This window comes from Snodgrassella sp. CS2, assembly GCF_050310315.1.
In the GTDB taxonomy this organism is placed as follows: domain Bacteria; phylum Pseudomonadota; class Gammaproteobacteria; order Burkholderiales; family Neisseriaceae; genus Snodgrassella; species Snodgrassella alvi_E.
Genome location: NZ_JBNPBA010000007.1, coordinates 1 through 18,400 on the forward strand (window position 1 = coordinate 1; position 18,400 = coordinate 18,400).

The 18,400-nt window shown below is 44.2% G+C and carries 21 protein-coding genes; 13 read left to right on the forward strand and 8 right to left on the reverse strand.

Translation table 11 applies throughout. From position 1 onward, the window contains the following. Positions 1-141 precede the first annotated feature (141 nt). The 3 genes from ACQP6D_RS09125 (at position 142) to ACQP6D_RS09135 (ending at position 1,672) form a co-directional block, all read left to right on the forward strand. Positions 142-327 (forward strand): hypothetical protein, encoded by a 186-nt coding sequence (locus ACQP6D_RS09125; protein ID WP_427858016.1) that lies wholly within the window; start codon positions 142-144, stop codon positions 325-327. Positions 328-471: 144 nt separating this feature from the next. Beyond that, a complete protein-coding gene (locus ACQP6D_RS09130; RefSeq protein ID WP_427858017.1) occupies positions 472-918 on the forward strand; it encodes an MFS transporter in 447 nt (148 codons plus the stop codon). Continuing rightward, positions 851-1,672 carry an MFS transporter gene (locus ACQP6D_RS09135; protein WP_427858018.1) on the forward strand — a complete coding sequence of 274 codons (822 nt, stop codon included), beginning with the start codon at positions 851-853 and terminating at the stop codon, positions 1,670-1,672. Before ACQP6D_RS09130 ends, ACQP6D_RS09135 begins: the two co-directional genes overlap by 68 nt. Positions 1,673-1,726: 54 nt before the next feature. Here the strand turns inward: ACQP6D_RS09135 and ACQP6D_RS09140 are convergent, their stop codons facing one another. The 3 genes from ACQP6D_RS09140 to ACQP6D_RS09150 form a co-directional block, all read right to left on the reverse strand. Next, positions 1,727-2,758 carry an AI-2E family transporter gene (locus ACQP6D_RS09140; RefSeq protein WP_100140875.1) on the reverse strand — a complete coding sequence of 344 codons (1,032 nt, stop codon included), beginning with the start codon at positions 2,756-2,758 and terminating at the stop codon, positions 1,727-1,729. A gap of 171 nt (positions 2,759-2,929) precedes the next feature. Beyond that, positions 2,930-3,532: a DJ-1/PfpI family protein gene (locus ACQP6D_RS09145; protein WP_267391887.1), complete on the reverse strand. Its 603-nt coding sequence runs from the start codon at positions 3,530-3,532 to the stop codon at positions 2,930-2,932. A gap of 444 nt (positions 3,533-3,976) precedes the next feature. Continuing rightward, entirely contained in the window at positions 3,977-4,168 is a 192-nt protein-coding gene (locus ACQP6D_RS09150; RefSeq protein ID WP_267408968.1) for a hypothetical protein, read from the reverse strand. Between the two features lie 563 nt (positions 4,169-4,731). On the opposite strand from ACQP6D_RS09150, the gene ACQP6D_RS09155 reads away from it, so the two are divergent. After that, entirely contained in the window at positions 4,732-4,893 is a 162-nt protein-coding gene (locus ACQP6D_RS09155; protein ID WP_367417813.1) for a hypothetical protein, read from the forward strand. Continuing rightward, positions 4,877-5,392 carry a ClbS/DfsB family four-helix bundle protein gene (locus ACQP6D_RS09160; protein WP_367417814.1) on the forward strand — a complete coding sequence of 172 codons (516 nt, stop codon included), beginning with the start codon at positions 4,877-4,879 and terminating at the stop codon, positions 5,390-5,392. The genes ACQP6D_RS09155 and ACQP6D_RS09160 overlap by 17 nt, the downstream gene beginning before the upstream one ends. Positions 5,393-5,620: 228 nt before the next feature. Here the strand turns inward: ACQP6D_RS09160 and ACQP6D_RS09165 are convergent, their stop codons facing one another. Beyond that, positions 5,621-6,358, reverse strand: coding sequence for a carbonic anhydrase (locus ACQP6D_RS09165; protein WP_427858019.1), 738 nt, complete (start codon positions 6,356-6,358; stop codon positions 5,621-5,623). A gap of 138 nt (positions 6,359-6,496) precedes the next feature. Between ACQP6D_RS09165 and ACQP6D_RS09170 the strand changes: the two genes are divergently transcribed. Then, entirely contained in the window at positions 6,497-7,642 is a 1,146-nt protein-coding gene (locus ACQP6D_RS09170) for a methionine aminotransferase (RefSeq protein ID WP_427858020.1), read from the forward strand. Between the two features lie 58 nt (positions 7,643-7,700). Here the strand turns inward: ACQP6D_RS09170 and ACQP6D_RS09175 are convergent, their stop codons facing one another. Genes ACQP6D_RS09175 through ACQP6D_RS09185 form a run of 3 tightly spaced genes read right to left on the reverse strand, consistent with a single transcriptional unit; the run spans position 7,701 to position 9,696 of the window. After that, positions 7,701-8,339, reverse strand: a complete 639-nt coding sequence (locus tag ACQP6D_RS09175) for a LysE family transporter (protein ID WP_370388504.1) — start codon at positions 8,337-8,339, stop codon at positions 7,701-7,703. A gap of 23 nt (positions 8,340-8,362) precedes the next feature. Beyond that, positions 8,363-9,265, reverse strand: coding sequence for a tyrosine-type recombinase/integrase (locus ACQP6D_RS09180; RefSeq protein WP_427858021.1), 903 nt, complete (start codon positions 9,263-9,265; stop codon positions 8,363-8,365). Then, positions 9,262-9,696 carry an acyl-CoA thioesterase gene (locus ACQP6D_RS09185; protein ID WP_267408977.1) on the reverse strand — a complete coding sequence of 145 codons (435 nt, stop codon included), beginning with the start codon at positions 9,694-9,696 and terminating at the stop codon, positions 9,262-9,264. The genes ACQP6D_RS09180 and ACQP6D_RS09185 overlap by 4 nt, the downstream gene beginning before the upstream one ends. Positions 9,697-9,872: 176 nt before the next feature. On the opposite strand from ACQP6D_RS09185, the gene ACQP6D_RS09190 reads away from it, so the two are divergent. Beyond that, entirely contained in the window at positions 9,873-10,328 is a 456-nt protein-coding gene (locus tag ACQP6D_RS09190; protein ID WP_100140865.1) for a universal stress protein, read from the forward strand. An 84-nt stretch (positions 10,329-10,412) separates the two neighbouring features. Here the strand turns inward: ACQP6D_RS09190 and ACQP6D_RS09195 are convergent, their stop codons facing one another. Continuing rightward, positions 10,413-11,042, reverse strand: coding sequence for a TetR family transcriptional regulator (locus ACQP6D_RS09195; protein WP_267391876.1), 630 nt, complete (start codon positions 11,040-11,042; stop codon positions 10,413-10,415). Between the two features lie 310 nt (positions 11,043-11,352). Here ACQP6D_RS09195 and ACQP6D_RS09200 point away from each other — a divergent pair, with 310 nt between their 5' ends. The 6 genes from ACQP6D_RS09200 (at position 11,353) to ACQP6D_RS09225 (ending at position 18,322) form a co-directional block, all read left to right on the forward strand. Beyond that, positions 11,353-12,582, forward strand: a complete 1,230-nt coding sequence (locus tag ACQP6D_RS09200) for an efflux RND transporter periplasmic adaptor subunit (RefSeq protein WP_370388507.1) — start codon at positions 11,353-11,355, stop codon at positions 12,580-12,582. Between the two features lie 12 nt (positions 12,583-12,594). Continuing rightward, positions 12,595-15,807: an efflux RND transporter permease subunit gene (locus ACQP6D_RS09205; protein WP_267391874.1), complete on the forward strand. Its 3,213-nt coding sequence runs from the start codon at positions 12,595-12,597 to the stop codon at positions 15,805-15,807. Continuing rightward, positions 15,804-17,306, forward strand: a complete 1,503-nt coding sequence (locus ACQP6D_RS09210) for an efflux transporter outer membrane subunit (protein ID WP_427858022.1) — start codon at positions 15,804-15,806, stop codon at positions 17,304-17,306. The genes ACQP6D_RS09205 and ACQP6D_RS09210 overlap by 4 nt, the downstream gene beginning before the upstream one ends. Before the next feature lie 259 nt (positions 17,307-17,565). After that, the gene (rpmB, locus tag ACQP6D_RS09215; protein WP_002216391.1) at positions 17,566-17,799 is read left to right on the forward strand and encodes a 50S ribosomal protein L28; all 234 of its coding nucleotides are present in this window, start codon (positions 17,566-17,568) and stop codon (positions 17,797-17,799) included. Between the two features lie 26 nt (positions 17,800-17,825). Then, the gene (rpmG, locus tag ACQP6D_RS09220) at positions 17,826-17,981 is read left to right on the forward strand and encodes a 50S ribosomal protein L33 (RefSeq protein WP_025329834.1); all 156 of its coding nucleotides are present in this window, start codon (positions 17,826-17,828) and stop codon (positions 17,979-17,981) included. 104 nt (positions 17,982-18,085) lie between these two features. After that, on the forward strand, positions 18,086-18,322 hold the full coding sequence (locus ACQP6D_RS09225) for a SlyX family protein (protein ID WP_427858023.1): 237 nt from the start codon (positions 18,086-18,088) through the stop codon (positions 18,320-18,322). Positions 18,323-18,400: the final 78 nt, after the last annotated feature.

Sequence of the window (18,400 nt, forward strand, 5' to 3'; positions counted from 1 at the left end):
GGGAAGTCTGAGGGATACGCAGGCAGTGATCTGCTCTGGCCTGTGCGAACTCCTGCGGCAGGCCGGTGGTTTCGCGGTCAAAAGCGAACGGGTGTGTTATTACTGAATACAAAATTTGTTCCGGTAAATGAGGGTAATTCTGTGCCGCTGATTAAAAAAACAAATTTGCTCAGTCATGAAAATTTGGCTTGTTTATTGGATTGTTGTGAATCGGAACAGTTAAATTCTACTGATATGTTGCGGACGCTGGGTAAGCTGCTTGCTGAACGTGATGGTCTGGGCAATATGGCTATGGTCGATGCGGTAGAATTGGTATTTTTTGCATGAAATCTGAATATGCTAATCGGTGGTTTGAGTTACTGTCTGGAGTGAATCGGACAGGAAACGAAGAAGATTAGTGATTATCTGCAAACTTCTGTTTGTAGATAAATTAGTTGTTATTATTTTAGTAATCGTCGTGAATTGAAAGTTATGAATCATCAGGATAAGCAGTTATCTTCTAATCAGTTGTTTCTTTCAGTCATTTTGATGGTGGCCGGTGCGCATTTGTGTAATGACTTGATTCAGTCAATGCTCACGGCCACTTATCCTTTATTGGAAGAAAAGTACCGTTTAACTTTTGCACAGGTGGGCTGTATTAGTCTGGTTTATCAGTTTACGGCTTCGATTTTGCAGCCAGTGATTGGTTTTTATACGGATAAACATCCGAAACCTTACTTGCTCCCTTTGGGAATGGTTTCGACGACATTTGGTTTGTGTCTGCTGGGTCTAGCAAATCAATTTTATTTGTTGCTGGTAGCAGCCGCTTTTCTAGGTGTTGGTTCGTCTACTTTCCATCCGGAAGCTTCGCGTGTGGCGCGTAATGCTTCGGCTGGCCGCTATGGGTCTGGCTCAATCGGCGTTTCAGGTAGGGGGTAATCTGGGTTCGTCGCTGGGGCCTTTGCTGGTGAGTTTTGTGGTTCTGAGATATAACCGCCAAGCTAATATTCTGTGGTTTGTGTGTATTGGTGTTTTGGCTATTGCTTTGCTCAGTCGGATAAGTGCATGGAGTGCTCATCATTTGGCGGCTAGCAAACACAAGAAGGCAGTAAGCATGGTTTTACCTTATGACCATAATAAGACGGTTTTAGCATTATTTATTCTGGCTGTGCTGATTTTTTCCAAGTATTTTTATATGGCCAGTATGAGTAATTATTACAGTTTTTATTTGATAGAAAAATTTGCTTTGCCAAAGCAAACGGCGGTGCTGTTTCTATTCTTGTTTCTGGCCTGTGTGGCGATTGGAACGTTTGCCGGCGGACCGATTGGTGATCGTGTCGGACGCAAGTATGTTATTTGGTTTTCTATTCTTGGGGCTGCGCCATTTACGCTGGCTTTGCCGTATGCCAATCTTTGGGGTACGGCGGTGCTGAGCTGTTTGATTGGTCTGATTATTTCTTCAGCTTTTGCGGCTATTATCGTGTATGCACAGGAGTTGATACCGGGACGGGTAGGTTTGATTGCTGGACTGTTTTTTGGTCTGATGTTCGGTATGAGTGGTATTGCGGCTGCGGTGTTGGGTTATGTGGCCGATAAAACCAGTTTGCAGCTTATTTTTAAGTTCTGCTCTTTTTTGCCGTTGTTGGGCATGCTGACGGTTTTGTTACCGGATGTGGAGCACTATAAACGCTGAAATGATTAAAGGCCATAGTTGATGGCCTTTTTTGTTGTCTGTTGATGAACTGAGTCAAATGATTTTTAGCTGCTTGAGAGACAGTTTTAGAAAGGCGTAAAAAATGGGGGCAAATACAAGCCCAATTACACCAAACAAAGTTTCAGAAAATACCATGGCAATCAATAATTCGCAGATGCCTGCATGTATTTTGCTGCCAACAATTTTGGCATTGAGTACATATTCGACTTTGTGAATGATAATTAAATAGATGAGTACAATTACTGCTATCCAGAAGGAAACTGTGAAGCCAACCAGACACATAATGGTATTGACAATTAAGTTGCCGATGATGGGTATGAGGCCGAGTACGAAAGTGGCAAGTATTAGGCTTTTACTGAAGGGCAGGTGTATGCCGAAGATGGGTAGAACAATTAATAGGAAGATGGCTGTCATGATGGCATTGAATAATGCAATGACTACCTGAGAGAAAGCAACGTATTGGAAAACCAGCACCAGACGGTCGAGGCCATCTTTGAGTGCCTGCATGTAGATGGTGGGAGAGGTTGAGGTTTCGTTGATACTGCGCTTGTTCTGCTGATAGCCGGCGATTAAACCGATTATCATGCCAATTATAATGATAAGTAGGGAGTGAAAAAGTTGTTTAATGACTGATTGCAAGTAAAGTACATGCTCTTTAATGAAGTTAAGAGCATTGGCGCGTAATTCTACGAGGTCATCCGGAAGGTAATTACTTAATTCTTTTGGCAAGGCACTGGCGATGCTGTTAAAGAGATTCTGTATGTGAGTAAGAGTCTGCTGGGGGTCTTTGGCTACGCTGATTACCCAGCTGATAAGATAGCTGAAACCGCCTATGAGTAAGATCATGATGAGCAGTGACAGCAAAAGTACTGAAAAAATTTTGGCTTTGCTACCCCAGCGCTGCATTCTAGTGGCCAGATAATCTTCTAGTTTCTGGGTAAGAGTATAGGTAAGGAGGCCGGAAATCACGCCAGACATCAGGTGTATTTGCATAAATATGATAAAAAATATTGAATACAATACGACGAAAAACAGGCCGATTTTTTGTTGTTCGTTTAACAGCATGGTTGATTTTTAATCCGATTCTGATAGGGCTTATGGGGTGACTTTGCGCTGAATATCATACTGCCTGCTGGTGTTATTCTGTGTAAACAGTATGAGGTTACTTTGCACACAAATTCGCAATACCTTTTATGTGCTTGATTGTGTAATGATTTAGCTATTATTAGGCTGTTTCTAATTTGGTTGATTGTTCGAACAAAATGCATCTTGCTGGCTGTCCTGCTGCCAGTGGTATTCGATTCTGGTGGCAATTTTTTCAGCGGTATTTTTATCAGTTCTGTTTTGCACAAATGCTAATGCCATGTCCATTCCGGCACTGATACCGGAAGAGGTGTAGTATTTGCCGTCTGTAATCCAGCGGGCTTTTTCTATCCATTTGGTTTTTGCTGATGAGGTTTTTACCCAGTCAAAGACGCGTTTGTTGGATGTAGCCTGACGTCCATCGAGTAATTCAGTTTTGGCCAGCAGGGCGCTGCCGGTACAAACGGTGAGCACATATTTGCTTTTTTGTGCTAGTGATTTTAGTTGCTGGATAAAATCAGTTTGCTGTATCAGGATACGTGTGCCGGGCCCACCTGGTATAAAAAGGGTATCTATATTTTGGGGAATGGATGCAAAGTTTTCAGTTGAGATACTGATGTTATCCTGATTGCAGATAAGACCACCGTTTTGTGAATAATACTGTATGTGCCAGTCCGGTACTTTGCCAAATATTTCTACTGGCCCGAATACGTCTAGTGTTTCAAAGTCTGGGTAAAGCAGGATGGTAATTTGCATCTGATTTTCCTTTGTCATCTGTGGCAGAGATATATTAAGTTGCTGGGCATAATAAGCAATTTGTTGTACTAACAGAATAGCAGAGTTCTCTGAGTTTTCTGAAAAATTTTTAATCAGATAAAAAGTAAAAAATTTTTTAAAATTTTGTAGCATAGTCTCTGCCGGTTAATATGCATAATAATTATTTAACGCAGGTTTTAGTAAAACAGATAAATCAGAAAAAAATTTTTATTAATCAGCGATAAAAATATTTTTGCAAAAAAATAAGCATAGAATGGACAGCCAATATTTGCTGTTAAACGCACATACTGGGAAGTAGTTAGAACTAACGTTGCAAAATATAGAGCCTTCCAGCTTTCATTGCCCATATTGCTGGAGGCAAAATTGGAGGCGTTTTCGGGACGGGTATCATGCTGGTGGGTTTTGAGTAATTAAAGCACTTACTTAGGATAATGAGTGGGCTATCGGACGTGTATTCATAGGTGAGATTGGCGCTTTTGTCGTTTTGATGCGGTACACCAGTTTGCGTTTCCATGCGCCATCTAGTCCGTATTTTTTGATTTCAGCCTCACTGGGGTAGGGCATTTCGTCGCGCATGGCGGCAAATGGTTCCCAGCCGCTGTGATTGCTGTTCATTATTGACCAACTTATTTTATGGTCGCTATTAGGACGGATGTTGCTGACTTGGGTTGTTGATGCCAACTAAATCTTTGTTAGGTTTACTGGCGATGACGGTAATGGTGGGCAGCAGGGAGTAGCTATTAAGGTTGTTGTGTTCACTTTAATCCTCGGCCAGAACCGGCTGCATAATAAATAAGCTGGCGTAAACAGTACAAACTGTAGAGAGAAAACGTATATGACAGGCGGGTTGCATGAGAGCCTGACTGGTAAAGGTTAAGATAAATTAAAATTATAATAATTCTTACTAGTATTTTAATTTAATTTGTTATGGGTGTATATTTATTTTAATTTTAAACTCAGATTATGGTTTTAATGCTGGGTTTTGTGCTAAATATGAAGCTTTTTGTTAATTGAAAAATATTTTGGAATGGAGTTGTAATATGGAAGATATTCGTTTAGAGATAAATCAGATTGATTACACTGTTATTAAGCTATTGGGCTCGCTTTGAATATGTTAATGCTGCTAGTGAATTTAAAAAAGTGCTAGTGCTGTACAAGCCAAGGCTCGTTTTGACACTATGCTTGAGCAACGGAAGCTTTGGGCCAATGAGTTAGGACTAAATGGCGATATTATTAAAGAGTTATATGCAAATTTGGTTCGTTATTTTATTGATGAAGAATTAAAGCAGTTTAAAAACAAAGAAAATAAGGATAGTTTGTCCTATGGCTTATACCAGTAAACAACAGTTATTGAATGAAATAAACAAAACCGCTAAATTGTTTATTAAAGAATTTGATACGTTAACAGAATCTCAAAAAGATGAGTTAATTCATGGTGTAGATCGTACTCCTGCGCAAATGATTGCTTATCAGTTAGGATGGTTGGATCTTGTTAAGTCTTGGGATGATGATGAACTTGCAGGACAAATCCCAACATTACCTGCAGAAGGCTACAAATGGAATCAGTTAGGCACATTATATCAACACTTTTATAAGATTTATCAGGATTATTCATTACAAGAATTGATTACATTATTTAACGAGAAACTTGTTATCTGGAATAATTGGATTGAATCTTTGGATGATGATACGTTATTTATTAAAGACAAACGTAATTGGACTAAACCTTTCCCTGAATCTTGGACGGTAGCGCGCTTTATTCATATCAATTCTGTGGCACCGTTTAAATCATTTCGAACCAAAATCAGAAAGTGGAAAAAGTTAAGTGAACTAGTTTAAACGTAACTTAAAATTAATATCAATTGTTACAACTAAAATTTGTGGGTAGCGAAATTATTGACAGACTTGAACAAATGGAACTTGATTCTTTTGATAAATTACGCCATGCCACTTTAGATGAAATTCTAAGCAATGGGTTCGTTATGTTTGTGCGCTTTTGATTGTGGTGTACTGAAAAATTTACAGTCAGGCTATTTGTGGCCTGACTGCTTGCATAAGAGGATGGGATCAGTTGTTTTCTATTATGCGGTTGTTCAGTGGTTGCACGGGGCGGTTGTTATTTTTAGGTAGGTATTGTGCGATTTCTGCAATTTCTGCTTTGGATAACGTAATCGGTTGGCGGAATAATATCCATGTTACGGGTTCGCTGCATGGTGGAGTGGTCAAAGAGCCGGTATAGCGGTAATAGCTATGATTGTGCGGGTAGAGGTGTTCGGGATTAAATAAGATATCAGTGTTTTCGCTACCATTTTTAGCCAGTTTTTTGAATACAGACAATTTTTCAAAATAGGAGTTTTGCTGACCTTCTTGTACAAATACTGCTACAACTAAATTGCTGTGGTCAGCGGCCTGATGTACAAAATGCAGCTCAAGAGGATAGCGTATGCCGTTGATAGTGTGTTCAGCTGGTTCGTGGGCATGGAACTGAACCAGTGTGTAAGTTTTATTGTTGTAGGTCAAATTGCTGTTTGAGTCGAAATTGAACTGAAGGGAATGGCCGTTGTCGACTATCTGTTTGATATCGGCATGGCGATAGTCGAATTTCAGAGGTGGAAGTTTATGGTTGGTTTTGCTATCAAAGATGTCTATCGGGGATTGGGTTTTACCTGTGGAGCAGGTTTGCGCGTCAGACATTTTTCCCCAATTATCCGGTGCATAGTCACCTTGATAACCCCAGTGAGTCTGAGCCATGGCAGAGCCAGCGAGTCCAAGGGTGAGACATAATCCTAAAATGCTTTTTTTCATGATTTAGTTTCCTTTTGTAAATTATGCGAATAGTTTAGTCTTCTTTGTTGGTGATGTGAATACTTGTGTTGGTTAATAAAAACTAATTGTTAAATTTGGTTGGATGGTTATATGATGATTTTTTCGTAGGTGAAAATTATGCTGAATCTGCAATCTAAGCTGCCCAATGTAGGAACAACGATTTTCAGTGTCATGTCGGCTTTGTCCGCAAAGTATGATGCGCTAAATTTGTCTCAGGGTTTTCCTGACTATACGGTAGATAAGCAATTAATCGAACTGGTAGAGCATTATCTGCGTGCGGGAAATAATCAATATGCGCCTATGGCTGGTGTGGTGGGTTTGCGGCTGCGTATCCAGGAAAAGTTTCAGCGGGTGCATGGGCTGAGTGTGGATGCGGAACAGGAAATTACGGTTACGGCAGGCGGAACGCAGGCGATTTTTACCACTATTGCAGCGCTGATTCGTCCGGATGATGAAGTAATCATTTTTGAGCCAGCTTATGATTGCTATGCACCTGCGGTTTCATTGTTTGGGGGTAAAGTGGTTCCGGTACAGCTGGCTGCACCAAATTTTTCAATAGACTGGGATTTCGTCCGATCGTTGGTTACGGCGCGTACACGGTTGATTATTGTGAATAATCCAAACAATCCGGCCTGTCGGGTATTCAATAAAGCTGATGTGACGGCTTTGGCTGAAATAGTGCAGAGTAATGATATTTTTGTGTTAAGTGATGAAGTATATGAACATCTGGTGTTGGATGATGCTCGGCCACAAACATTGCTGACACAGTCGCTGTTACGGGAGAGAACTTTTGTTGTGGGCTCGTTTGGCAAATTGTTGCATGCTACAGGCTGGAAAGTGGGCTACTGTGTGGCTGCACCAGCCTTGATGGCTGAGTTTCGTAAGGTGCATCAGTTTAATGTATTTAGTGTGCATACTCCTACGCAATATGCAATTGCTGATTATCTGGCCGATGCGTCTCACTACGAGAATCTGGGACACTTTTTTCAGCAAAAACGCGATTTTCTGCTGGCGGGTTTAAGCAATTCACGTTTTAAAGTCTATGTGCCGCAGGGTACGTATTTTATGCTTTTGGATTATAGTGCCATTAGTACTGCATCTGAAACTGAGTTTGTGCGTGAGCTAGTGGCTAAATATAAAGTGGCGACAATACCTTTGGCTGCGTTTTATCATGATGGTTTTAGCCAGCAATGTATACGGGTATGTTTTGCTAAGCGGCAAGAAACGTTAGAACAGGCAGTAGAGTTGCTGTGTGCGGTGTGAAAAGAATAGCTTGAGATGGGGAAAAGACAGATTTTTGAATCTGTCTTGTTGCTTAGTATTAGTGGTGGAGCCAGCTGCTAAAGACCTGTAAGTATAGCCAGCCGCCAAAGCCAATAAACGCAAAGCCGCCGATACGGTCGATAATCAGGCACCAGTTCAAGTAGTTGCGTTTGACCATGGGTAAAGAAAACAGCCACAACATCAAGCACAAGGTAAGAAGTACTTGTACCAGCAAAATAATCATAATTTCATATTTTAAAGTTGGCTTATGAACATCTGCCATGGCCATAGACATAACGCTGCCAAGATAAAGAACGATTTTGGGATTGGATAGGTTGGTAATCAGGCCTTTCCAAAAAAAATGTTTTTCTTGTAGGGGTTGAACAGTAACGTTATTTTTAGGAATAGCGGTTTGTAACATTTGCCAGCCGCAATAAATGAGGTAGGAGCCGCCGGCCAGCATAAGAGTGTTTTGCAGCCATGGTAGCTGGTGCAGTATGGCACTATAGCCTTCAATGGTCAAAGTCAGCCAGAAAGCCACTCCGGTGGTGATGCCCAGCGCAACGCAGAATGCTGCCCGTCGTGAGTGGTTTAGAGCGGTTTTGCTGATTATCAGCATATCCGGCCCAGGGGACAGCTGGCCGAGCAGGTTAAGTAGCACGATGCTGACAATCATGGATTGGGTTTGACTAAGCATAATACAGATTCAGATAAAAACGGCTATTTGTTACGGCGTTTGGCACGTGGATGTGTATTGTCGTAAATCTGTGCCAAATGGTTGAAATCGAGTTTGGTATATTGCTGAGTTGTGCTGATGGATTTGTGTCCGAGCAGCTCCTGTACCGCGCGGATATCGTGGGCGCTTTGTAATACATGGCTGGCAAAACTGTGCCGCAGCATATGCGGGGATAAATGGCGGTCGCTACCGTGAGTAATGGACCAGATATTCAGACGATTCTGAATTTGACGTGCGCTCAGGCGGGTGCCACGCCGGCTAGTAAATACTGCATTTTCGCCAGAAACCGCGTAGCGGTGCGGTAGATAATTCTGTAAAGCTTCGATACTTTTTTGTCCTAAAGGGACCTGACGTTGCTTATTGCCTTTACCTCGCACATGTACCCAATTTTCTTCCAGCATTAGATGGTGTAAGTCTAGTTGCACCAATTCCCTCAGACGTAATCCGCTGCCATACAATAATTCGAAAATAGCCTGATCCCGTAGGGACAGCGGGTCGCTGGCACAAGCATGGTCAAAAGCCTGATTGAGTTTTTCGGCCGGTACTGCTTTAGGCAAACGGGCACCGGCTTTAGGTGCTTTGATGTTGCTGGTAGGGTTGGCGCTGATGTATCCCTGTTGTTGCAGAAAGTTAAAGTAAGTCCGCCATGTGCTGATTTTGCGTGCCAGTGAGGCAGGCTTATCTCCCAGACCACTGAGTTTTTTTAGAGCGCCTACCAGATGCAGACGAGTGATATTCAATGGGCTAAGATTTTCCGGTAAAAGCTGACTCAGCTGAATTAAATCACGCTTGTAGGCAGTGCTGGTTAAGGGAGATAATCCGCGCTGTTGTAAATGCTGGAAAAACTCATTCCATAATGTCCAGTAAGAGGTAGAAGCTTGCTTCATTCAATTACCCCAGCGATGGCGCTGCGAAAAATTTCAGGTGTGCGGCTAATGCGCTGGCGCTTGTAATTAAAGAAAGCCATGCCGGTTTTTACCATGGCAATGGCAGCACCATCACGGGTGCGATGCAATTTGTATATCAGGGTAAAACCTGTATTGCTTAGGTTGGTAATTCCTAAGTCAAAATCCAGTTCATCGCCATAAAATCCCTGTCCCTGAAATTGCAGAGCGGCATCCAGCATAATCAGGCCGGTACCGCCAATATCTATTTCGTTGAATCCGTAACTTGAAAGTAGACGCATACGCGCTTCATGACAAAGGCGTAGTATGGCATCGTTTGAAAGATGGTTGCCGTAATTAATATCGCCTATCTGTACTTTGATGCGCGTGTGAAACAACCATTTTTCTGGCGTTTCAATTTGAATGCGACTCATGGGTTATCCTTTATGAATGCAAGCTAGATGGTAGCAGGTTTTAAAAGAAACGTTGATGGACTGGCGTTTACTTCAGGCAAATTTGTGCTAAGCTTTGCCAGTAGTTTTCTGGTTATATTGATGTTTTTCAGTTTAATTCAAATCAGGTTATGGTTTGTTGAGCAGGGAGAATAACGATGTATCACAAAATTATGGTACCGGTAGATGAAAGTGCGGCTGCGAAACGAGCCTTACAGGAAGCCATCATGCTGGCCAGATTGTGCCAAAATGCTGTTTTACGAGTAGTCAATGTGGTGGATCTAGCACAGTTTAGCTGGGGAGGTGTTGGTGCTTTGCCATCTGAAGAAGTGCGTAAAGCAGTCAATGCCGCCGGTAAGAAAGGACTGGAGCAAGCAGAAAAAATGCTTCAGGAATCCGGTCTGCAATACGAAGTTGAGGTGATTGAGAGTGCAGGTGATAAGGTGGCTGATATGTTGATTCAGGAAGCCACGGAGCATAATGTTGATTTACTAGTGATGGGTACCCATGGATTCAGTGGCTTCATGCATATTCTAATGGGTTCGGTAGCAGAAGGGGTATTGCGGCAATCTGATATTCCGGTGATGCTGTTGCGGGTACGGGAAGATGATTAAAACTGACAAGCTAGTGTTTCCCATTCTGAAACGAGCTGGTGACAATAATTTTATGTTTTAATCATACTAGCAAAACGCTATGTACTATTGGCGCAGGTTTGGATTATGGTGCAGTGATTCGAGTGCAATATTGATAAAGTTTGGTGCAATGCTGGTGATATCGATATTGTGCGGGTCTGTTAGCCACAGGTTGGTCAATCCGATAAATAGTGCCTGAAAATACAAGGCTGCCTGCCGTATATTAATGTTTTCTGGCAGAATATGTTGTTGGCAACATACCTGAAACACAGCACATAAATTCTGCCACCATAGATTTTGGTATTTTTGCAACAACGCCACAATTGCGCGGTTGTCTTCAGTATGCTCACAATTTAAATGTAGGATATAGCAGAATTTTCGATAACGCTCATCATTGGCCATACGTTGGAACATCTGATTCAGTGCCCGCATAAGGTTGTGTAGTGCATCCGGCGAGCTGGTGTCAATATCATGGCGCAGCTGCTCACTCAGTTTACTGAAAACCTGTTGGAATAACGCGTCAAACAAGTCTTCCTTATTTTTAAAATGCCAATAGAGCGCACCACGTGTGACACCGGCCGCGCTGGCGATTTCCTGTAAAGATGCACGGCTGACGCCGCGCCGGTAAAAAATATCCAAAGCAGCGGCCATGAGGTCATCTCTGGTTTGCAAAGCTTCCTCTTTGGTCTTGCGCATAATAAATTTCCGTTTATCTGTACATTAAATTAGGCAAATCTGTATTTAATCCAGATTGACACATGTATTTTTGATTAAAATAACTAAGTTATAAATTTATTGCATCTGGTATACATACATTGTTGCATGTATAATGCGCAGCGTAAAGTTATTCCTGATTAAATCGTCTGTTGTCGCATAGGCAGGTTGTCGGATATTTTTATCTGACAGCCCGCAATGGCGTCACCAGCGCTATTTGTGTCATATTTATAGCGCAGCAGAGTAAAAATTCATTTAATTTTTAATTATATATGCACATATTGAGGTGAGTATGGGAACGAATCGAAGAGCAGATAAATGGCGCATCAGTGCGATAGTGCTGGCCAGTGCGCTGGCTTTAGCTGCATGTGGCAAAAAAGACAACGGACCAGCACCACAGGCGCCAATGGTCAGCGTGCTGACGGTACAACCACAGACGGTTACAGTAGACACAGAGTTGACCGGCCGTTTAAAGCCGATTCGCGAATCAGAAGTACGTGCTCGTGTGGCCGGTATTCTGCTGAAACGCTTATTTACAGAAGGCACTTATGTTAAGGAAGGGCAGCCATTGTTCCAGATTGACAATGCACCTTACCTAGCTTCATTACAGTCTGCCCGTGCAAGTTTGGCCACAGCACAAGCCAATGCAGTAAAAGCTGATGCAGACGTGGTTCGCTATCGTCCGCTGGTAGCCGCCAATGCCATCAGTAAACAGGAATTTGATCAGGCCATAGCTCAGCAGCGTCTGGCACATGCACAGATTGAAAGTGCACAGGCTGCGATAAAAACTGCGCAGATAAATGTAGGTTATGCTTATGTACGCGCACCAATTTCTGGTCGTATCGGCAAAGCTTTGGTGACTGAAGGCGCTTTGGTCGGACAGGGCGATGTAACGCAGCTGGCGCTGATTCAGCAAACACATACTTTATATGTGGATCTGACCCAGACTGCAGCTCAGGCTATGAAAATCCGTCAGGATATTGCTTCTGGCAAAATGAAAACTATCAATGGTGCAGTGGAAGTAGCTATCAAACTGGATGATGGCAGTGAATATCCTCAAAAAGGGCGTCTGCTGTTTACTGATATGACAGTAGACGAAGGCACGGGCGAAGTGAAAGTGCGTGCGGAAATTCCAAATGATGATGATATGTTACTGCCTGGGCAATTTGTACGGGTAGAAATTCCGCAAGCTGAAATTCAGAACGCTATCGTGTTGCCGCAGCAGGCAGTAACCCGTGGCGCCAGTGGTGATACGGTTACAGTAGTTAATGCCGATGGTAGTTTGGCTGTTCGTCCGGTAACTGTTGTACAGCAGAAAGGCACCAACTGGGTAATCAGTGGTGGTCTCCGCGCAGGGGATAAAGTTGCAATGGATGGCCTAGCACTGGTGCAGTTAACCGGAGCCAAGAAAGTACAAACTCAGCCATGGAAAGCGACCGCAGCCAGTGCACCAAGTGCGCCACCAGCCACAGCCGCTTCCGCACCTAAGGCTTCTGCGGCATCTGCCTCACAAGCCAAGTAAGGATTAAGTAATATGTCACGATTTTTTATTAACCGACCGATTTTTGCATGGGTGGTGGCTTTGTTCATCATCATTGCCGGTATAGTGTGTATTACCAAGCTACCTGTTGCACAGTATCCGACAGTAGCCCCTCCTTCTATTACTCTTACCATTTCCTATCCAGGTGCTGACGCCCAGACTATTGAAGATACGGTGTTGTCACGTATCGAACGTGAGATGAACGGTCTGGAAAATTTGGACTACATGGAAGCTAAATCTTTGTCCAATGGTACCGGTACCTTAACCTTAACCTTCTATCCAGGCACCGATGACGATATTGCGCAAATGAATGTGCAAAATGCTTTGTCGCGTGCTGAGCCGCGTCTGCCGGCTATGGTAAAACAAACCGGTGTACAGATTGCCAAATCACGCAGTAACTTCCTGATGGTAACCATGTATACCAGCGATAATCCCAATCTGACCCCGGCAGATATGGCGGACTATGTGGCACGTAATATTCAGCCAGAGCTGCAACGTATTGATGGGGTGGGTAACGTGATGGTGTTCGGTTCCGAACGTGCCATCCGTATTTGGCTGGATTCAGATAAACTGCGCAGTGTGAATCTGACACCGGCTGCAGTTAATGCTGCTGTGGCTGCACAGAATCAGCAGATTTCTGCCGGTAGCCTAGGTGCCTTACCCTCTCCAGACAATATTCAGACCACTGCAACTATTGTTGTTCCTGGTCAGCTAAAAACAGTTGAACAGTTTGAAAATATCATTGTTAAAGCCAATACTGATGGCTCACTGGTACGCCTGAAAGACGTTGCCCGCGTAGAGCTGGGTAAACAGGATTACTCAACTGGAGCCCGTTTGAATGGTAAAGACGTAGTCGGTGCTGGTATTCAGCTTACTACCAAAGGTAATGCACTGGCCACTGCCAATGCAGTTAAAGCCAAGCTGGCAGAATTACAGAAATATTTCCCGGCAGGCATGAGCTGGTCTGCACCGTACGATAGTTCTACTTTCGTCAGCATTTCTATTGAAAAAGTAGTTCATACACTGGTAGAAGCCATCGTACTGGTATTTTTGGTAATGCTGCTGTTCCTGCAAAACATTCGCTACACCCTGATACCGACCATCGTGGTGCCGATTGCATTGCTGGGTGCATTTACCATCATGTATTTTGCCGGCCTGTCGATTAACGTACTTACCATGTTTGCGATGGTGTTGGTAATTGGTATCGTGGTTGATGATGCCATTGTGGTGGTAGAAAACGTCGAACGTATCATGGCAGACGAACATTTACCACCAAAGCCAGCTACCGAAAAAGCTATGGGACAGATTTCAGGTGCCGTGGTGGGGATTACTGTCGTACTCATTACCGTATTTATCCCGATGGCGTTCTTTTCTGGATCTACCGGTAATATTTATCGGCAGTTCTCTGTGGTGATGTCTGTAGCCATCTTCTTCTCCGCATTCCTTGCTTTGTCGCTTACACCGGCTCTATGCGCCACACTGCTCAAACCGATTACCGAGCATGAAGAAGAGAAAAAAGGTTTCTTTGGTTGGTTTAACCGCAAATTTACCAGCGGTACCAAAAAATATGAATCCAAAGTGGCCTATGTACTGCATCGCAGTGTACGCATGTTTATTATCTATGTGGTTATTGCCGGCTGTGCACTGTTTGTCATGCTGCGTCTGCCTACTTCATTCCTACCGGAAGAAGATCAGGGCTATTCCATTGCTCTGGTTCAATTGCCACCGGGCGCTACTCAGCACCGTACGCTGGATACTTTCAAAAAGATGGAAGACTTCACCCTCCGGCAGCCTGAAGTGAAAAACATGGTATCTGTACTTGGTTTCAGTATGACCGGCCAGGGACAGAACGTAGGTTTGAGCTTCCTCGTGTTGAAAGACTGGTCTGAACGCAGTGGGGCACAACACAGTGCCAATGCACTGGCCAACCGCATTACCGGAGCCATGATGGCATCCGTACGTGATGGTTACATCTTCGCGCTGGTGCCACCATCCATTCCTGAGCTGGGTACCAGTACTGGCTTTAGCTTCCGTCTGCAGGATCGTGGCGGTAAAGGCCATGAAGCATTGTTGGCTGCGCGTAATCAGCTACTGGGAATGGCGCGTGAAAGCAAAGTATTGACTCAGGTACGGCCAGATGGCATGGAAGATGAACCGCAATTGCAAATTGATATCGACCGAGATGCAGCCAATGCACAAGGCGTATCATTTGGCGATATTGCCACTGTACTAAGCACGGCACTGGGTTCCAACTACGTAAATGATTTCCCGAATAAAGGTCGTATGCAGCGGGTGATTGTGCAGGCTGATGTTGCTTCACGTATGACTCCGGAAGACCTGAACAAACTAACCGTCAACAATGCGCAAGGTCAGCTCGTACCATTGGCCGGCATTATCAAAACCCGCTGGATTACTGGTCCGGCTCAGACCATCCGCTATAACGGTTACACCGCGATGTCTATTACGGGTAATGCTGCACCTGGATACAGTACAGGTGACGCTATGGCTGAAATGGAAAAAATTGCCAGCAAACTGCCTGATGGTTTTGGTTATGAGTGGACAGGATTGTCTAAAGAGGAAAAAGATGCAGGTAACCAGTCTACTATCCTCTATATGTTCTCACTACTGGCAGTGTTTTTGTGTCTGGCCGCTTTGTATGAAAGTTGGACTATTCCATTATCAGTGATGTTAGTGGTACCTCTGGGTTTGCTAGGTGTTGTTCTGGGGACGTGGTTGCGTGGCATGGAAAACGACGTTTATTTTCAAGTGGGGCTAATTACCGTAATTGGTCTGAGTGCCAAAAACGCCATTCTGATTGTGGAATTTGCCAAAGACCTGCAAGAGCAGGGTAAAACACCGCTCGAAGCAGCACTAGCTGCCGCTCATCTGCGTTTCCGTCCAATTCTGATGACCTCTATTGCCTTCATCATGGGTGTAGTACCGTTGTATTTTGCCAATGGCGCTTCTTCTGCCAGTCAGCGTGCAATCGGTACCAGCGTATTGTGGGGCATGTTAGTTGGTACCTGTCTGGCCTTGTTCTTTGTGCCTGTGTTCTATTCAACTGTACGTAGTCTGTTCAGCAGAAAAAAGAACGACCAAGATGGCAACACGCCTGACAATAGCAAAAACCTGCCAATTGCAGTAAACAGTGATGGCAGTGCCAGCATACAGTCCGGCAACCAGACAGACAAAGAGGATAAAGCATGAAACACATTGTAAAACCTACCCTGTTGGCTGTATTAATTGCCGGGGTTATGTCTGCCTGTTCGATGGCGCCACGCTATCACCAGCCAAAAGTTGAAATGGCAGAAACCTTTCCTGGTGCAGCAGCCAACAATCAGCGGGCCGGTGAAGTAGCGGCTGCCAATCTGGGTTGGCAGGATTACTTTGCTGATGAACGCCTGAAACAGATAATCAGTCTGGCTTTGGCCAATAACCGTGATTTACGCGTCGCGGCATTGAATGTCGAAGCTGTGCGCGCACAATACGTGATCCAACGGGCAGATCGTTTGCCGGCTCTAAGTGCCACCGGTAATGGCGGCCGCTCACGTGTAGCACAGGATTTAAGTGCTATGCGTGATGCAAGTGGTCGCCAAACCAGCTATATCGCTGAATCATACAACGTGGGTTTAGGCGTAACCGCTTTCGAGCTGGATCTGTTTGGGCGAGTGAAAAGCCTTTCTGATGCTGCACTGAATCAATACTTCCAGCAAAAGCAGGTGCGCGATTCTACCCAGATAAGTCTAATCGCCAGTGTGGCTAAAGCTTATTTTGATGAACGCATCGCCCAAGCTCAAATGGGCTTATCCAGCCGCGTATTGACATCACGTGAAGAAAGCAAGCGTCTTACTGATTTGCAATTCAAATCCGGCGTGATTTCACAGGTAGACGTAGATGTAGCTGAAGCACAAATCGAAACCGCGCGTGCAGATTATGCAGCTGCCAAACAGGCACGGGATCAGGCACACAATGCCTTAACCCTGCTGGTTGGTAAACCTCTTCCAGATGACCTGCCTGCCGCGGCCCCATTAAGCCAGCAGTTTGTGAATGCTGAATTACCAGTTGGTTTGCCATCAACCATCCTGTACCAGCGGCCTGATGTGCGTGCGGCAGAGTTTGCTCTTAAATCAGCCAATGCCAACATAGGCGCAGCTCGAGCAGCCTTTTTCCCGCGTATTAGTCTGATTGGTAGTATTGGTTCCGGTAGTAACGATATCGGCCACCTATTCAACGGTCCGAACCGTACATGGAGCTTTACTCCGCAGATTACACTGCCCATCTTCACCTGGGGACAAAACAAAGGTAATCTGGATTTAGCCACTGCTCGTAAAAATATTGCCGTAGCTCAATATGAGCAGACTGTACAAGCAGCTTTCCGCGATGTGGCTGATGCATTGGTGGCACGTGATTCGCTGAAAAAACAGTACGAGGCGAAACGTCGTGGCGAGCAAGCTCAGACCAACCGTTACAAACTAACCCAGCTGCGTTATAAACACGGTATTGCCAGCTCGCTTGAGCAGCTGGATGCTGAGCGTGACAGCTATGCAGCACAGCAGGCATTGCTCAGTACCCAGCAAACCCTACTGGAAAACCGTGCAGATATCTATAAAGCTCTGGGTGGTGGCCTGAACCAACAAACAGCAGAACCTGCTGCCAGTACCACCGTAACCACTACGACCACCACAAGCACAACCACCGTGCATTAATGGTGTTTTAGTCAGGATGGCCGCATTACCTCAGCCATCCTGTAGCTGTACAGGAAATATGCTGAAAATATAACCATTGGCTGCAACTTAAGCGTTCAGCCAGCCGTTTTCGAGGCAAGGCTCAGGCTACCAGTCCTTGCTTCAAGCGCAACAATTTCACCTGTACATGCCATACAGAATGATTTAACCCTTGAATAGATTCTGCTTTTCATGGTATAAATCGCGTTTTACAAAATTAATTAGAAGTTTGGAGTTAACCATGGCACGTGTATGTAAAGTGACCGGTAAGCGCCCGATGAGTGGCAACAACGTGTCACACGCCAACAACAAAACCAAACGCCGTTTCTTGCCTAACCTGCAATCACGTCGTTTCTGGGTTGAAAGTGAAAACCGTTGGGTACGCCTGCGCGTTTCTAACGCCGCCTTGCGCACCATCGACAAGGTAGGTATTGATGTAGTATTGGCCGACCTGCGCGCTCGCGGTGAAGCTTAATCATATAGTGATTTAAGGAAAGAGCAATGCGCGACAAAATCAAACTGGAATCCTCTGCTGGTACTGGCCATTTTTACACCACTACCAAAAACAAACGCACCATGTCTGGTAAATTCGAAATCAAAAAATTCGATCCAGTAGTGCGTAAACATGTACTGTACAAAGAAACCAAACTGAAATAATAGTTTCATACTGGTTTGAAAAACCTGAGCAGCCCAATTGCTCAGGTTTTTTTCATATTTAAAGAAATCAACGCCTGAAACCATTACCTACAAAAAGCCGCACTATGGACAACATTACTGACAACCAAATGCAATGGCAGCATCGCATCGAAGAACTGGAAATACAAAGTGCCCTACAAGAAGAAACCGTTCAAAGCTTAAGCGATACCATAGCACGACTGCAACAAACTATTGACTTACAACAGGCACAACTACGCCTGCTGTATCAACGTCTACCGGATAAAGCAGACAGCAATAATGAACCGTTTAATCCAGCCAATGAAATTCCGCCGCATTATTAAAACACAGTTAAGCGGCAAAGCAGTGAAGAGCTGTTTACTGATTTTCGGAAAAAACGAGGATTATTCAATCATGTATCG

What these genes read in the sequence shown, in the direction of transcription:
- ACQP6D_RS09130 (WP_427858017.1), top strand. Translation starts at nt 472, where the DNA reads ATGAATCATCAGGATAAGCAGTTATCTTCTAATCAGTTGTTTCTTTCA.
- ACQP6D_RS09140 (WP_100140875.1), bottom strand. Translation starts at nt 2,758, where the DNA reads ATGCTGTTAAACGAACAACAAAAAATCGGCCTGTTTTTCGTCGTATTG.
- ACQP6D_RS09145 (WP_267391887.1), bottom strand. Translation starts at nt 3,532, where the DNA reads ATGCAAATTACCATCCTGCTTTACCCAGACTTTGAAACACTAGACGTA.
- ACQP6D_RS09150 (WP_267408968.1), bottom strand. Translation starts at nt 4,168, where the DNA reads ATGAACAGCAATCACAGCGGCTGGGAACCATTTGCCGCCATGCGCGAC.
- ACQP6D_RS09155 (WP_367417813.1), top strand. Translation starts at nt 4,732, where the DNA reads ATGCTTGAGCAACGGAAGCTTTGGGCCAATGAGTTAGGACTAAATGGC.
- ACQP6D_RS09160 (WP_367417814.1), top strand. Translation starts at nt 4,877, where the DNA reads ATGGCTTATACCAGTAAACAACAGTTATTGAATGAAATAAACAAAACC.
- ACQP6D_RS09165 (WP_427858019.1), bottom strand. Translation starts at nt 6,358, where the DNA reads ATGAAAAAAAGCATTTTAGGATTATGTCTCACCCTTGGACTCGCTGGC.
- ACQP6D_RS09170 (WP_427858020.1), top strand. Translation starts at nt 6,497, where the DNA reads ATGCTGAATCTGCAATCTAAGCTGCCCAATGTAGGAACAACGATTTTC.
- ACQP6D_RS09175 (WP_370388504.1), bottom strand. Translation starts at nt 8,339, where the DNA reads ATGCTTAGTCAAACCCAATCCATGATTGTCAGCATCGTGCTACTTAAC.
- ACQP6D_RS09180 (WP_427858021.1), bottom strand. Translation starts at nt 9,265, where the DNA reads ATGAAGCAAGCTTCTACCTCTTACTGGACATTATGGAATGAGTTTTTC.
- ACQP6D_RS09185 (WP_267408977.1), bottom strand. Translation starts at nt 9,696, where the DNA reads ATGAGTCGCATTCAAATTGAAACGCCAGAAAAATGGTTGTTTCACACG.
- ACQP6D_RS09190 (WP_100140865.1), top strand. Translation starts at nt 9,873, where the DNA reads ATGTATCACAAAATTATGGTACCGGTAGATGAAAGTGCGGCTGCGAAA.
- ACQP6D_RS09195 (WP_267391876.1), bottom strand. Translation starts at nt 11,042, where the DNA reads ATGCGCAAGACCAAAGAGGAAGCTTTGCAAACCAGAGATGACCTCATG.
- ACQP6D_RS09200 (WP_370388507.1), top strand. Translation starts at nt 11,353, where the DNA reads ATGGGAACGAATCGAAGAGCAGATAAATGGCGCATCAGTGCGATAGTG.
- ACQP6D_RS09205 (WP_267391874.1), top strand. Translation starts at nt 12,595, where the DNA reads ATGTCACGATTTTTTATTAACCGACCGATTTTTGCATGGGTGGTGGCT.
- ACQP6D_RS09210 (WP_427858022.1), top strand. Translation starts at nt 15,804, where the DNA reads ATGAAACACATTGTAAAACCTACCCTGTTGGCTGTATTAATTGCCGGG.
- rpmB (WP_002216391.1), top strand. Translation starts at nt 17,566, where the DNA reads ATGGCACGTGTATGTAAAGTGACCGGTAAGCGCCCGATGAGTGGCAAC.
- rpmG (WP_025329834.1), top strand. Translation starts at nt 17,826, where the DNA reads ATGCGCGACAAAATCAAACTGGAATCCTCTGCTGGTACTGGCCATTTT.
- ACQP6D_RS09225 (WP_427858023.1), top strand. Translation starts at nt 18,086, where the DNA reads ATGGACAACATTACTGACAACCAAATGCAATGGCAGCATCGCATCGAA.